The organism is Kribbella sp. NBC_01505, from assembly GCF_045040285.1.
Lineage (GTDB): Bacteria > Actinomycetota > Actinomycetes > Propionibacteriales > Kribbellaceae > Kribbella.
In genome coordinates, this window is sequence record NZ_CP109425.1 from 8343906 (window position 1) to 8356889 (window position 12984).

The window sequence follows — 12984 nt, forward strand, 5'->3', positions numbered from 1 at the left end:
GTGACGGACTACGACGTGCTCGCCGATGTGTACGAATGGCTCATCTCGGATGCAAAGTTGCCTCCGGCCCAGTTCGCTGCGTCGTTCGATGACGTCCTCGGTCTCCTGCCGCCGAACGCTCACGTCCTGGACTGTTCGTGCGGAACCGGACAGCTGGCGGTCGGCCTCGCCGGTCGTGGCATACAGGTTGTCGCAACCGACGCCAGCGAAGCGATGGTTCGACGTACTGCAGAGCTGTCTGAAGAGTTCGGGGCCTCCGTCCGGACCCTGCGGGCGAACTGGGAAGAGTTGCCCGACCATTTCGAGGACGACACGTTCGACATGGTGTTCTGCGTCGGCAACTCGCTTCACCATGCCGCGGGCGCGACAGGCAGGGCCGCTGCTCTGGAGTCGATGTCACGGCTCCTGCGCCCGGGCGGGCGCTTGGTTCTCACGTCCCGCACCTGGGAACTCGTGCGGGCCAGAGGTTCCCGGCTCGACATCAGTGACCGACTCGTCCGCCGGAACGGTCGCGACGCCGTTGTGGTCTACCGCTGGGACATCGCGCCGCAGTGGGAGGACGAGCACCACATCGAGATTGCGATCGCTCAAGTTGATCCGACTGGGTCGGTTCTGACCCGCTCGGAACTGTTGTCCTGCTGGCCCTACCGCTACGAGCAACTCGAAGCCGACCTGCACCGGGTCGGACTGCGCACGGAAGTGAGCACGTTCGACCTCGAAGCCGAGAACTACAAGGTGGTCGCGCGCAAGGTGTAGAGGGGGCTCTCAGGCTACTAGTTGACATAATGTCGCTTATCGGCGCTTCTTCACGAGCGTAGAAGCGACTCGGATCCAGCAAGGAGGGTGCGCCTCATGAGCGAGCAGTTCTACTCGGACGCGAGGTTGTACGACCGGTTGTTCCCAGGAGGCGAACAGGCCGTCGACTTCTACAGGGCCCAGGCCGATCGGCAAGGCGGGTCGGTCTTGGAACTCGGCAGTGGTACCGGACACAAGCTGATCCCGATCGCATCCGACGGGCATCCGTGCACGGGCCTGGAGCTCTCGCCGGACATGCTCGCCGAGGCTCAGCGCAAGGCAGACGAGCGTGGCGTGGAGGTGCAGTGGGTGCAGGGCGACATGCGCGAGTTCGACTTGGGGAAAACGTTCGATCTCGTGTTCATCGCCGCCAATTCACTGCTCCATCTACATAAAGCTGAGGACTTGGTGGACTGCTTCCGGTCGGTGCGAAAACACCTGGCGCCCGGAGCACGGCTCATCTTCGACGTGTTCAACCCGAGCGTGCGCATGCTTGCCCAGGCCGACGGCGTTCGACGCAGGCGCGACGCATTGTCGTTCGTGGATCCCAATCGTGGCGTAGTCCATGTCGACGTCGCGGAGACCTACGACGCGGCCGCGCAGGTGAGTCGCGGCAGGTGGTACTTCTCGACCGATTCCGAGGCCGACTTCAGCGTCACGCCGCTCGAGATCAGGAGCATCTTCCCCCAGGAGTTGCCGCTGCTGCTCACGCTTGGCGGCCTTCGGGTTGTTGAACGCTTCGGCGACTGGTCCCGTGCGCCATTCACCGCAGATGCGCCACTCCAACTCTACGTCTGCACTCCGGACTGAACGGCCTCAGCAGGGAACGATCGACCAGATCGGGTTCCAGTTGTAGGGATTGCCTGAATCCGGAGCTGAGCTGCCTTCGTAGAGGACGTCGTACTGATTCAGGAAAAACCCTCTGGTGCCCGGCGTCTGGTTGTTGAGATACGAACCGTTGTTGACCCAGCCCGGCAGCTTGTATTTACCGCATCGGTACATGGCAATGTAGGAACCGGTGTAGTTCACGTTCTTGTATGCGCAGAAATAGCCGTAAGGTGCCGTGGAGTTGCTGCACGCGGCTGCGGCGGTGCCGAACGTGCGAGGCTGCTGCTCACCTGGGAGCGCGATGTTCACCACCGCGCCCTCGAGCTGGATCCGGTTCGGCGCGATCTGTGTACCGCCGGTGCGAGCCATGGTGCGGTCGACCTCTGACTGGAGCCATGTGGCCTGGGCCGAGGTCAGGCCGGCTGCCACCGCCTGGCCGGTGAAGCTCGGTGCCTTCTCGGCCGCGGCCGCGCCGCCGGGCAGGACCATGAAGCCGCCGATCGCTGTCGCGACCAGGCCGCTCGCAAAAGTCTTTGCAACTGATAGAGCTTTCATGCGAACTCCCCCAGATGTGTTGTTTCCTGAATCCAGAAAGACGATGACAGGCGGCGATGAAATCTCAATGAAACTGCAGTGACCACATAAGCAGTCAGGAGCTGGCAGTGAAGGCCAGTCTGAGAGCGATGACCAGACCCCGCTCCCCCGGCGATCCGGCTTCTTGTTGGCGAGGCGAGAGGTCTAGGCCAACTGTTTGGCGGGTGTGATCGCGCGAACCTACGCTCACGAGACCGGTGCTGCGGGGGCACAGCCAAGCCGGGCCTGGGAGGGGTGGTGTGGTGCTGCGCGACGAGTCCGCGTTCTCGGAGTCAGTTCACAGCCGACTGCTCGCCATGACCGATTCGCTGCCGGTGGAGCTGCGCGCGCTCGTGCAGGGACTGGCTTCTCGGCCCGGGAAGGGCATTCGGCACCGGGTGATGTTCGCGTGTGCCGAACTGGGTGCGCCGGCTCCGCATCGGCTCGCGCAGGTCGGTGCCGTGGTGGAGGCGATCCATCTTGCGTCGCTCATGCACGATGACGTGATCGATCGTTCATCGGTCCGTCGCGGGCTGGCTACCGCGCAGGTGACCGCGGGTGTCGAGCTGGCGCTACTGGCTGGGTTGGCGTGTATCGCGGCGGCAGGAGAAGCGGCGGCAGATCTCGGCATCCAGCTCCCGGTGAGCGAAAGCTTCGCCGAGTTGACGTACGGCGAGATGCTCGATGTCGAGCGTGCCTTCGATGTCGGCTATCTGCCGGAGGACTACACGGAACTCGTACGCCGCAAAACCGGCGAGTTGTTCCGTTTGTCGTGCGTCCTCGGTGCGACCGAAGCGGGCTTGTCCGCGGAGATCGTCGAGGGACTGGCTTCGTTCGGCATGGAGTTCGGCGTGGCGTTCCAGGTCCGCGACGACTGCCTTGATCTCGACCTGGTGCAACAGCAGAAGCCGGCCGGCAGCGACCTGCTGCTCGGGCTGTTCGGAGCTCCGGTGCTCCACGCGTTGCGGATGGACGGCGGTGGTGACCTGGCCCGGATGCTCCTCGACCCGGAGCTGGGTGCGGGCGACCTGCCGCGGATCGCCCATCGGGTCGACGCGAGTGGTGGGCTGCGGATCGCACGGGAGGCTGCCGACCAGGTGTACGCCGATGCCGTGTCCAGCGTCTCCTGGATCCCGGGAGTCACGCGGGTCACGGCCTTGACCGACGACCTTTGGCGGAGTCTTCCGTGACGGTCGAGATCGTGGGCGCCGGACCGGCCGGCTGCGCGACTGCTCTGGCGCTGGCCGGCAGCGGGATCGATGCGGTCCTGGTCACCGGAGATCGCAAGCCGGCCGACCATGACGTGTACGTCGCGGCACCGACGGCCGAGGAGATCACTCGATCGCTTCCGCGCTGGAGCCTGTCCGGGCTGAGGTTCAGATTCGGTACCGGGCCGGATGACACGCTGTCCGAGTTCACCGGATTCAGTTGTGATCGCTCCACGCTGGAACAGTCATTGCTGCGGCAGTGCGAGGCCGCGGGTGTCCGCATCGTCCATCGGCCGACCGGCGCAGCGATCCACACGGTGCTGGCCACCGGTCCACAGGCTGGGGAGGGCACGATCTGGGCGCAACGACTGGAACTGCCGGTTCAGTCCTGGCTTGATGTGACGTTCGATCCGCCCGACCTGACCGGCACCGGCAACCTACGCGCTGTTGTCATGATCCCTTCGGCACGAGACCGGTGCACGATGCTCGTCCTGACCCGGGGTGCGCCGCCCACCAGTCCCCCGCGACTTCCGGCCGGGGCCCGGCCTCTGGGCCGACCCGCCCTAGGTCTGCTGGGCACGGCCTTCGACCCGCGGCACGTGGTTCGCGATGGCGCACTCCTCGTCGGGTCCGCCGCCGGATTGACCAATCCGTTCACCGGCGAAGGTCTCAGCTACGCATTCCAGAGCGGACACCTTGCCGCCGCCGCCATCCAGGCATTTCCGGATGATCCGAAACTCGCCGGTGCGGCCTACCAGCGTGGCGCCGCCCGCGAGTTTCTCGGCTACTTCGGCGCGGCGAGGCATGCGGCCCGCCGCTATCACCTCACGTGGCGCGCGTTCGCGGCCACGGCGCAGAGCAAGAACGGGTTCTTCGTCAAGGGGCGCCGGGCGCTCCTGCTGCCGGCCGGGTTGCCTGCCGTCAGTTCCGGTCTCCGGGTTGCGCTGAGCGACGCCGACGCGTTGCGGGTCCGGCCCTTTCTGGCGGCCTGCGACGAGGTCGAGGTAGCCACGGTTCGGGAGAAGTGGCCGTTCGTCGCACGGTTGCTGGCCTCCGGCGATGGCCCGACGAGCGCGGATGTCCGTCCTGCGCTGCTGTTGCTGGCCTCCTCGGCGGCCGACGGTGGCCCGCCGGACACCTCGTTGATCCCCGTCGCGGCAGCGATCGAGCTTGCCGTCCTCGGCTCGCTCGCCTTCCTTCGTCCGCCGGCTACAGACCCGGCACGCGGCGTGGACTGGGCGACCACGACTGCCGTCCTGGCCGGTGACTTCCTGCTCAGTGCGGCCGCTCGGCTGGTGGCACAGTACGCGCCGGATGCTTCCTGGTCGTTCGCGCAGTGGCTCGGCGACATCGCCGCACATCGCTCCGCGCTGATCAGTGGCCATGGCTCCGCCGCGGCCATGTTCGGAACATTGTTCGAGTTCGCGGCGCGCATCGGTGCGAGCAGGTCCGACTCCGCTGTCGGCCCGTGCCGGACGGCCGGATATCACGCCGGAGAAGCGTTCATCCATGTCGAGCACTTCCTCGGACTGGCTGATGCGCCGACCCGGCTCGGTTCACCACTCAGCGAACTCCGAGCAGCAAAAGTCCTACCGGACCTGGACTCAGCGGTGAGCGGGTCGCAGGCGCAGAGCCAGGCGTTGCAGTCGGCTCTTGACGCCGCCGCGAAGGCCCGACGTGCCGCGTCCCAGGTTCCCGCTGCGACGGCCCGTCGCCTACTCGAATCATTCATCGACGCGATCGTCGATGTGGACACCAACGACAGACGTCGTACGGCCGATCAGGAAGGACGATGCCCATGACCATCAGTCGTCGCCGATTGCTCTACGCGGCCGGTGCCGTGGTCAGTACCCAGTTCGTTGTGGCAGGCACCTCGGCGTACGCCACCTTGGGAAGCAGTCTGTCCCAGAGCGAGCTGGCCGTGCTGATTCGCGTCGCGAAACTCGGCGCGGTCTTTCCGCGCCCGTTCCCCCAGATCGAGGGCGTCGCGGCACCCGCCGCACGCATCAGGACGGCCGCCCAGATCGTCACCACTTTGCCGGCCGAGCGACTGTCCGCGGTTCGCCGCGGTGCCTGGCTTCTCGGGCCGCAAGTGGGTGCGACCGATCAGGAACTGCTGGCCGCCCTCGTGAGTGGTGCCGATCCTGTCTCGATCACGGCGCTCGTCGCGCTGGCCGCTCATCTCGTCTACGAACCCGCGGATCCTCGCCGCGACGACGGTGCCCAGGTGTGGCTGGCAGCTGTGAAGAGGCTTCGCGGTACGGCGATCGGGGCCACACGATGATCCAGGAGGAGTTCGACAGCCTGCACCGGCAGGTCTTGGGTCAGGGACGCGATCAGTTGCTGCGCGAGTTCGGGGCCGACCGCAACGTGACCGGAGCCGGGGTCGGCTACCGCTACCGAGGGGGCGAGGCGACCGATGAACCGGTCGTCATCGCCACGGTGGCGAAGAAGCGCCGTGCGGCGTACGTGCCTGGCCATCGCCTCCTGCCGACCAGCATCGAGATCAACGGCATTCGGTACGGCGTTGACGTCGTCGAGGCCGGCCCCTTCTACGCAGGCGAGCCACCGAGTGACGAACAACCCAAGGTCTTGCAGAGCGACGGCTGGAAGGCGCCGGAGCCGATCTCGCAGAAACTGAGGCCGGTGATGCAAGGAGCCGGGATCGCCAACATCGACGGATTGGGGACCGGCACACTGGGTGCCGTGGTCCGGGACCGGACCGACGGCTCGATCTGCGTTCTCTCCAACAACCATGTGCTGGCGAATGTCAACGCCGGCCAGGTGGGGCAACTGATCACCCAGCCCGGCTTCGACGGAGGCGGGACCAAGCCGGAGAACGCGATCGCGAAACTCAAACGCTTCGTCCCACTCAGTTTCAACCCGGCACAACCTGGCCGGGTCGATGCCGCGATCGCGCAGGTGATCAACCCGGACCTGATGAGCAAGAACGTCGCCTACGGACTGATGAAGCCGCTGTCGTCGACCCATCCAGCGGTGGGGCTGCTGTTCGCCGGCGACACGGCCGCCAACATCTACATCTGTGACATCGGAACGACGCTTGATCTGTTGAACGTGGAGTTCCTGCACCAGAACGCCGTCCGTAAGGCAGAGCTCGGAATGAAGGTCGACAAGGTCGGCCGCACGACGCGGTACACCGCAGCGGTGGTGACGGGCCTCGACCATACGATCCAGGTGGAGGTCCGGCCCGGCACGTCGTACTGGATCACAGGCGTCCACCAGGTCAACTCTTTCGGCTGGGCGGGCGACTCCGGATCGCTGGTGTGTGCCGGTGGGAACGCGGATCACCCGGTCTGGGTCGTGAAGAACGGCTGCTTCGTCTTTCCGGTCATCCCCGACATGCTCGACCTCCCTGACACCGAGGGGGACCCGGCCCTGGCCGACCGGGTCCGTGACGAGTTCCTCTCGATGTCCGTGGTCGGGCGAAGATTCGTCGAACTGCTGTACCTGAATTCGGAGCAGATCGTCGACCGAGCGTCGAACGCGGTGGTTTCACAGGACGAGAAGATAAGCGCGCGGCAGTTCTATTACAATTACCGAGAAGGTGTCGAGAAGTATCTCAACGATTATGTATTGACCATATCGGAAAAGATCCTGAGCGATGCCGAATCGGCAATGTATTCGTTCTCCCTCCATGCCACTGGCCCGGAGGCCGAGGCCGCCGAAAACATTTTTCGAAATATCATCAGCAGAACGAAAGGAATGGATCACTACGCGCTTATGCAATTCCTGAACAATGTCGGTGTGTACCAGGAGATCGAGGCCGAGGTGGCCAAGGTGCCCACCTTGATTCAGCACAGCTCGGTCGGCGTCAGATGGCCGAAGTAGAAAGGCGGAGTGCTGTGCGGAGTCTCAAGCTGATGTCAGCGATGCTGCTGGTGTTCGGAGGTCTGGTGTTCGCACCGGCCCGAAGCCAGGCGGCACCTGCCCCGCCACCCTGCACCGGCTATCTGGTGGTGCACGCCCGGGGAAGTGGCGAGGTCTACGGGAGCAACACCACGTTGCAGTACGCGCAAGCGGCCAAGAGGTCGCTCTCGCCCAGCTCCATTTACGAGGTCGACTATCCGGCGGCGCCGCCGGTGAATCGAGACATTCCGTGGGCGAACTGGTACGAATTCAAAAGCTCGGTTGCGCTCGGTGTCGACAGGCTCCGTGGCTTCCTGGAACAACGAGTCGTGACCTGTCCGAACGAGCAGATCGGCCTCATCGGATACTCCCAGGGCGCGATGGTCGTACACGAGGCCGTGAGTGAGTTGTCCGATGCGGCGACTGCTCGGATAGGGGCGGTGCTGGTCTTCGGTAATCCGTTCAGTTGGGGACCTTCGTGGTACAACACCACTCTGGATCCGAGGACGGGGCAACTCGTCCCTGAACACGGCAAGGGACTGCTGATGTCGGACGAGGAATTCTCTCGGCCGCTGCAGACGCGAACCATTGAGTTGTGCCTCAAGGGAGACAAGTACTGCGACGCGCCCCGGTCGTTCTTCGAGCCTCCCTGGGAGACGGTCGGGGACGTGCTGAACGACGCGCACGTAGATGAGTTGGTGGGACTGCTCAACAACCCCATCCACGGGCAGTACCGGACGGCCGCTGGAGCAATTCCGCTGGTCTACCAGTACGGCACCGCATTCGCCAAGATGCTGCTTGCCCAGCCCTGTGGCGCGAAGAACACCAGGCCGATGCCGATCCCCGATGCGAACGACGCGGGACCGGTCACGAGAGAGAGCACCAACGAGGTCTTCAAGTGCACGCGGCCGGCGGCGCTCAAGACAACGAAGGTCGGCGTCAGCATCGTCCATCCGTTCATCGGTGACCTCAGGATCGTCCTCCGTGGACCGGACGGAGTCCGCAAGACCCTCAAGGAGCCGGACGACAGTGACGGCCGGATCCGGCTGGACACCACCTTCGAAGTCGATGCCTCGAGCATGCCGGCGGCCGGAATCTGGGCCCTCGAGATCACCGACACCTCCGTCCTCGACAGCGGTACCCTGATGAACTGGTGGGTCCGGCCCTGACAGGAATCGATCGTCTGGAGTCTCGTCATGGTTGCGCGAATTCCGATCTCGGTCGCTCTCCTGGTCCGTGACGGTCTCGTGCTGCTGGTGCATCGGCATCCGGCGCGGCGGTGGTATCCCGATTCCTGGAGCTTCTCGGCGGGCGGACATGTTGAGGCAGGCGAGTTGCCGCACGAGGCCGTTGTCCGGGAATGCTTCGAGGAACTCGGGGTTCGTGTGCACGACGCCGTACGGGTCCCGATGACGATCAGCGATCCGACACTCGACGTACAGGCGTTCCTCGTCACGCGCTGGGACGGCGAACCTGTGAACGCCGCGCCGGAGGAGCATGACGACCTCCGCTGGTTCCGGCCCGGCGAGCTCGCTGGCCTGAAGCTGGCCCACCCAGAGAGCCTGCCGAACCTCCTGGACGCCATCAACCGTGGGTATTTGACTCCCCCAGTCATTTAAACCCTGCGTGGTAAGGGATCTGGGCCACCAGCGTCACCTAGCGCATGCTTGGGCCACTCCCCCAGCTGGACGCTCCTATCCGGACGGGGACTGTCCGGAATGGGCGTTATGGTGCCGGGTATGACACGGATCGGCGCGGACTGGCGAGTGGTCGATGGGGTTGCGACGGCGTGGTTCGAGGCGCCTTCGCTGATCGAGGGGGCGGCGCTGGCTGGACGCATCGTGGAGCTGGCGGATGCGGTCGAGCTTCGGGCGACAGGGCTGCGGGTGCGTCTCGAGTCGGACGAGCACGCCGAAACGATCTCGGCGGCCGCGCGGGAGCTCGGGCTGGCCGCGGATCCGGCGGTGCTGCAGCACCTGAGTGTCGTGTTCGAATCGGAGAAGCCAGCCGACGTCAGTCAGTTCTGGCAGCCTGTGCTCGGCTACGCGCCCGGGGAGAACGGCGGTCTGACGGATTCGTTGCGGCGTGATCCTGCGCTGCGGATTCGGGAGTCGGCTGAGCTGCGGCCGTTGCGGAACCGCATTCATCTCGACGTCGTGCGGCCGGCAGCGGCGGTTGAGCAGGCGAGTCCTGGTGAAGCATCGGGACCGTTCGGGGTGCGTCATGCCGATCCCGATGGAAACGAGGTCGACTTCCTGCCGGGCGGGACGCCGGGCGAAGGGGTCGGGACGGGTGACTGGCAGGAGGTGTGGAGTGCGATGGCGTGCTACCGCGTCACCTCGCCGAAGCAGCAGGGCGACCTGACCGCAGCGGTGGCGACGCTGGCCGACGACGCCGGCTTCCCACTGCTGGTAGACCTGCGCCCCGGACTCGTGATCCTCGACAGCGGTAAGGATCAGTGGGGCGACGAAGCCCACGGCCTCGAACTCGACTTCACCAACCTCGCCGCAACCATCCAGACTGCCGCCCGCAAGCTCGGGGCCACAGTGGATCCGGCACTCCCCCGTTTCGTCCAGCTCTTCCTCGACGCCGCCGATGTCGACGCCGTCCGCGCGTTCTGGGTCGCCGCACTCGGATACATCGAAGACCGGCGAGCCGGGATCAGCGACATCCACGACCCGCGACGGTTGAACCCAGAGCTGGTGTTCCAGCAACTCGACGTTTCCGAGACCGAGCGCCTCCGGCAGCGCAACCGCATCCACCTCGAACTCGCCGTACCGGCCGATCTCGCCCAGTCCCGCCTCGCCCGAATCACCGCAGCCGGCGGCCGCCTCCTCGACGAGTCGGACCACCACTGGCGCATCGCCGACCCCGAAGGCAACGAACTACTCCTCACCAGCCAGTAGCACGCGCGCGCCCAGCCCGGGCACGCCTCCCCCGTCGGCCGAACAACTCGCCCGTACGGCGTTGAGCCCGTGTCGGGGTGCGCGCAACAACAGGACGTATAGGTCTACTGCGGGTCGGCGGCACGCTCAGCGTTGGCGGCTGGGTGCGGCGGCGGGCGGATATGTCCTGTTCTTCGGAGGATCTGGCAAGCCTGACTGCTCTCCTTATCAGTGATAAGGTGGGGTGTGACGGAGCGAGGTGGGGCTCGGTTGGACCGGGCGGTGATCGTGCGGGCGGCGCTTGAGTTGCTGGATGAGGTGGGGTTGGACAAGTTGTCGACCCGGCGGCTGGCTGAGCGGCTCGGGGTGCAGTCGCCCGCGTTGTACTGGCATTTCCGGGACAAGCCGGAGCTGCTCGACCTGATGGCTCAGGAGCTGCTGCGACCAGCGATGCCGCAAGCCGCCGTACCGCTTGACGGTGACTTGCGGGCAGCGTGGCGGGAGCAGGCCTTGGTGATGGCGCGCGAACGTCGGCGGTTGCTGTTGTCGCGGCGGGACGGGGCTCGGCTGATTGCGGGCACCCGGCCTGGACCGGATGCGGCTGATGCTGCCGAGGCCGGTCTGACTGAGCTGGTCCGGGCGGGCATGGATCCGGCGACCGCGCTGCATTCGCTGATCGCGATCAGCCATTTCGTCACCGGCTTCGTCCTGGAGGAACAGGCCGCGGCCACCCGCGAGGTCGTCGTACGGAACGACAGCCCCGGGACCGAACACCCGTTGCTGTTCGCGGCGCTCGCGACCGGCGGTCCGCCCGAGAGCGATCGCGCGTTCGAGTACGGCGTACAGGCGTTGATCGATGGACTGGCTCGGCAGGTACCGGGCTCAACTTCAGAAGGGAAAACATGACCCAGCCAACAGTGCTTGTGATCGGATTCGACCCGTACCAGGTGCCCGTGTCCGACCAGGACGCGGTCGCCGCCGCGCTCGACCGTGGGCAGGCGCGGTTCGCCGAGTTCGACCTCGAGGCCGAGAACTGCCTGCTCGGACTGAATGATCAGATCGAGTCGGACGCGACAGCGGCCCTGAAGACGCGTCCCTGGGACTGCGTAGTCATCGGTGGCGGCATCCGCAAGCCACCGGAGGCGCTTGAGCTGTTCGAGCTCATGGTGAACCTGGTCCGCAAGTACGCCCCGCAAGCCGCCATTGCCTTCAACACCAGCCCTGAAGACAGCGCGAACGCCGCAGCGCGCGCACTGGCCGCGTAAATCTGTCCTGGGCCTGGGGCATGCTCGGTACATGAAGCGTGTGCTGAACATGTCAGCTGACCAGCTCGCCGCGGAACGTCCCGGAGGAGCAGGATTCGTGGACGTGCATTTCACGCGAGCCTTCGTGCGCGAAATCGTCGAGCAGTACTCGTCGGCAGGCGACGTCGTACTGGATCCCTTCGCCGGCTACGGGACGACACTGCTCGTGAGCCAGGAACTCGGAAGGACGCCGATCGGCGTCGAGTTGCTCCCTGAGCGCACGGCGCTGATCAGGGAGCGGCTCGGCCCGAGCGCACGGGTTGTCGAGGGGGATGCGCGCGAACTCGATCGGTTCGAGATCAGGCCGGTGGATCTCTGCCTGACGTCGCCGCCCTACATGACCGCGGTCGACCATCCACAGAACCCGATGACCGCCTATGCCACCTTGGACGGTGACTACTCCACCTACCTGGAGGATCTTGTGAAGGTGTTCCTGGCCGTCAAACGATGCCTGCGCGAGGGTGGTCATCTGGTGGTCAACGCTGCGAATCTTCGAACAGGTGAGGTCGTGACTCCGCTGGCGTGGGACATCGCGCGGGTGCTGCTCCCCCACTTCGCTTCCGCGGCGAGATCTATCTGCAGTGGGATCGCATGCCCGACATCATGAGCGGTGACTACTGCCTGGTCTTCCAGAAGGTCGGCCGGTGAGTTCTCGATCGGCGCGGGTCAGCTCGGAGCGACCGTTCTACGACCTCCATGCGGACGCGTACGACGCTTTGATCGTTGATCCCGTCGAACCTTGGGTCGACCGGATCGACCAGCATCTGCGAGGCGCGGGCTTTGAGTCTGCTTCGATTCTGGATGCAGGTTGTGGGACTGGGCGGCATGCGGCGGCTCTGATCGATCGCGGGCATCAGGTCACCCTGCTGGATGCCGCTCCGGGACTTCTTGCGATTGCAGCCGACCGCTGTCCGGGTTCGCGGGCGGTTCGCGCGGACATCTGCGCACCGGCTCTTGCGGAGACGTTCGACGCGATCACTTGTCGCGGGGTTCTGAATGATCTCGTCGAGGATGCGGAGCGCGACCAGGCCCTCTCGTTCTTCGGAGAGCTCACCCGGGATGGTGGCGTCGTGGTTCTTGACGTACGCGAGGCCGGCGGATCGCGAGCGCGCGCCGACGGCATCTGGCGGTCGAACGATGTGGAGCTCGCCGATGGCACCCGGCTGAGGTTTTCGAGCCGGCCGACGTGGCAGGCGGGACGGATCGTTGTCGACGAGCGCTACCAACTGACCGACGTACGCGGTCTGGCGGCACCGCCTCTCGAGTACACGTTCCACATGCGTCCATGGACGACCGCTGAGCTGGAGGATCGGCTGCGACGCGCGGGATTCCGGTCCATCGTGATCCAGCCCGGCGTCGGCAGACGGACCACCGACAGACTTCTGGTAACCGCCAGCCGGACTTGAGGTCAGGCGTTTGCGTCTTTGCGGGGATCTGCTGCCGCTGGGCGCCCGTCGCGACAGGTGGTATCGGTCGCGGGGGCTGAGGGCTTTGTCTGGGCAGGAACCCCTCCGCCCCGAAGGC

At 65.6% G+C, this 12984-nt stretch carries 14 protein-coding genes; 13 read left to right on the forward strand and 1 reads right to left on the reverse strand.

Features of this window, described 5'->3' with window-relative positions:
• Positions 1 to 756 (forward strand): class I SAM-dependent methyltransferase, encoded by a 756-nt coding sequence (locus OG474_RS39230; protein WP_405058721.1) that lies wholly within the window; start codon positions 1 to 3, stop codon positions 754 to 756.
• Positions 757 to 852: 96 nt separating this feature from the next.
• The gene (locus tag OG474_RS39235) at positions 853 to 1605 is read left to right on the forward strand and encodes a class I SAM-dependent methyltransferase (RefSeq protein WP_405058722.1); all 753 of its coding nucleotides are present in this window, start codon (positions 853 to 855) and stop codon (positions 1603 to 1605) included.
• Positions 1606 to 1611: 6 nt separating this feature from the next.
• Here the strand turns inward: OG474_RS39235 and OG474_RS39240 are convergent, their stop codons facing one another.
• Entirely contained in the window at positions 1612 to 2178 is a 567-nt protein-coding gene (locus OG474_RS39240) for a hypothetical protein (protein ID WP_405058723.1), read from the reverse strand.
• A gap of 281 nt (positions 2179 to 2459) precedes the next feature.
• Here OG474_RS39240 and OG474_RS39245 point away from each other — a divergent pair, with 281 nt between their 5' ends.
• The 11 genes from OG474_RS39245 to OG474_RS39295 all read left to right on the forward strand — a co-directional run bounded on the left by OG474_RS39245 (position 2460) and on the right by OG474_RS39295 (position 12866).
• Positions 2460 to 3386, forward strand: coding sequence for a polyprenyl synthetase family protein (locus OG474_RS39245; protein ID WP_405058724.1), 927 nt, complete (start codon positions 2460 to 2462; stop codon positions 3384 to 3386).
• The gene (locus tag OG474_RS39250; protein WP_405058725.1) at positions 3383 to 5206 is read left to right on the forward strand and encodes a hypothetical protein; all 1824 of its coding nucleotides are present in this window, start codon (positions 3383 to 3385) and stop codon (positions 5204 to 5206) included. Before OG474_RS39245 ends, OG474_RS39250 begins: the two co-directional genes overlap by 4 nt.
• Positions 5203 to 5688 (forward strand): hypothetical protein, encoded by a 486-nt coding sequence (locus tag OG474_RS39255; RefSeq protein ID WP_405058726.1) that lies wholly within the window; start codon positions 5203 to 5205, stop codon positions 5686 to 5688. Before OG474_RS39250 ends, OG474_RS39255 begins: the two co-directional genes overlap by 4 nt.
• Positions 5685 to 7253: a hypothetical protein gene (locus OG474_RS39260; RefSeq protein WP_405058727.1), complete on the forward strand. Its 1569-nt coding sequence runs from the start codon at positions 5685 to 5687 to the stop codon at positions 7251 to 7253. Before OG474_RS39255 ends, OG474_RS39260 begins: the two co-directional genes overlap by 4 nt.
• Positions 7254 to 7285: 32 nt before the next feature.
• Positions 7286 to 8440, forward strand: coding sequence for a cutinase family protein (locus OG474_RS39265; protein WP_405058728.1), 1155 nt, complete (start codon positions 7286 to 7288; stop codon positions 8438 to 8440).
• Positions 8441 to 8467: 27 nt separating this feature from the next.
• Positions 8468 to 8890 (forward strand): NUDIX domain-containing protein, encoded by a 423-nt coding sequence (locus OG474_RS39270; RefSeq protein WP_405058729.1) that lies wholly within the window; start codon positions 8468 to 8470, stop codon positions 8888 to 8890.
• A gap of 120 nt (positions 8891 to 9010) precedes the next feature.
• Positions 9011 to 10177: a VOC family protein gene (locus OG474_RS39275; protein ID WP_405058730.1), complete on the forward strand. Its 1167-nt coding sequence runs from the start codon at positions 9011 to 9013 to the stop codon at positions 10175 to 10177.
• A gap of 225 nt (positions 10178 to 10402) precedes the next feature.
• The gene (locus tag OG474_RS39280; RefSeq protein WP_405058731.1) at positions 10403 to 11062 is read left to right on the forward strand and encodes a TetR/AcrR family transcriptional regulator C-terminal domain-containing protein; all 660 of its coding nucleotides are present in this window, start codon (positions 10403 to 10405) and stop codon (positions 11060 to 11062) included.
• Complete coding sequence (locus OG474_RS39285; RefSeq protein WP_405058732.1) at positions 11059 to 11421, forward strand: hypothetical protein; 363 nt, start codon at positions 11059 to 11061, stop codon at positions 11419 to 11421. The genes OG474_RS39280 and OG474_RS39285 overlap by 4 nt, the downstream gene beginning before the upstream one ends.
• Positions 11422 to 11452: 31 nt before the next feature.
• Positions 11453 to 12067 (forward strand): TRM11 family SAM-dependent methyltransferase, encoded by a 615-nt coding sequence (locus OG474_RS39290; protein WP_405058733.1) that lies wholly within the window; start codon positions 11453 to 11455, stop codon positions 12065 to 12067.
• A 37-nt stretch (positions 12068 to 12104) separates the two neighbouring features.
• Positions 12105 to 12866 (forward strand): class I SAM-dependent DNA methyltransferase, encoded by a 762-nt coding sequence (locus OG474_RS39295; protein ID WP_405058734.1) that lies wholly within the window; start codon positions 12105 to 12107, stop codon positions 12864 to 12866.
• The last annotated feature ends 118 nt before the right edge of the window (positions 12867 to 12984 follow it).

Coding starts and splice junctions, on each gene's coding strand:
- OG474_RS39260 (WP_405058727.1), top strand. CDS start 5,685: ATGATCCAGGAGGAGTTCGACAGCCTGCACCGGCAGGTCTTGGGTCAG.
- OG474_RS39235 (WP_405058722.1), top strand. CDS start 853: ATGAGCGAGCAGTTCTACTCGGACGCGAGGTTGTACGACCGGTTGTTC.
- OG474_RS39240 (WP_405058723.1), bottom strand. CDS start 2,178: ATGAAAGCTCTATCAGTTGCAAAGACTTTTGCGAGCGGCCTGGTCGCG.
- OG474_RS39285 (WP_405058732.1), top strand. CDS start 11,059: ATGACCCAGCCAACAGTGCTTGTGATCGGATTCGACCCGTACCAGGTG.
- OG474_RS39275 (WP_405058730.1), top strand. CDS start 9,011: ATGACACGGATCGGCGCGGACTGGCGAGTGGTCGATGGGGTTGCGACG.
- OG474_RS39270 (WP_405058729.1), top strand. CDS start 8,468: ATGGTTGCGCGAATTCCGATCTCGGTCGCTCTCCTGGTCCGTGACGGT.
- OG474_RS39265 (WP_405058728.1), top strand. CDS start 7,286: ATGTCAGCGATGCTGCTGGTGTTCGGAGGTCTGGTGTTCGCACCGGCC.
- OG474_RS39255 (WP_405058726.1), top strand. CDS start 5,203: ATGACCATCAGTCGTCGCCGATTGCTCTACGCGGCCGGTGCCGTGGTC.
- OG474_RS39290 (WP_405058733.1), top strand. CDS start 11,453: ATGAAGCGTGTGCTGAACATGTCAGCTGACCAGCTCGCCGCGGAACGT.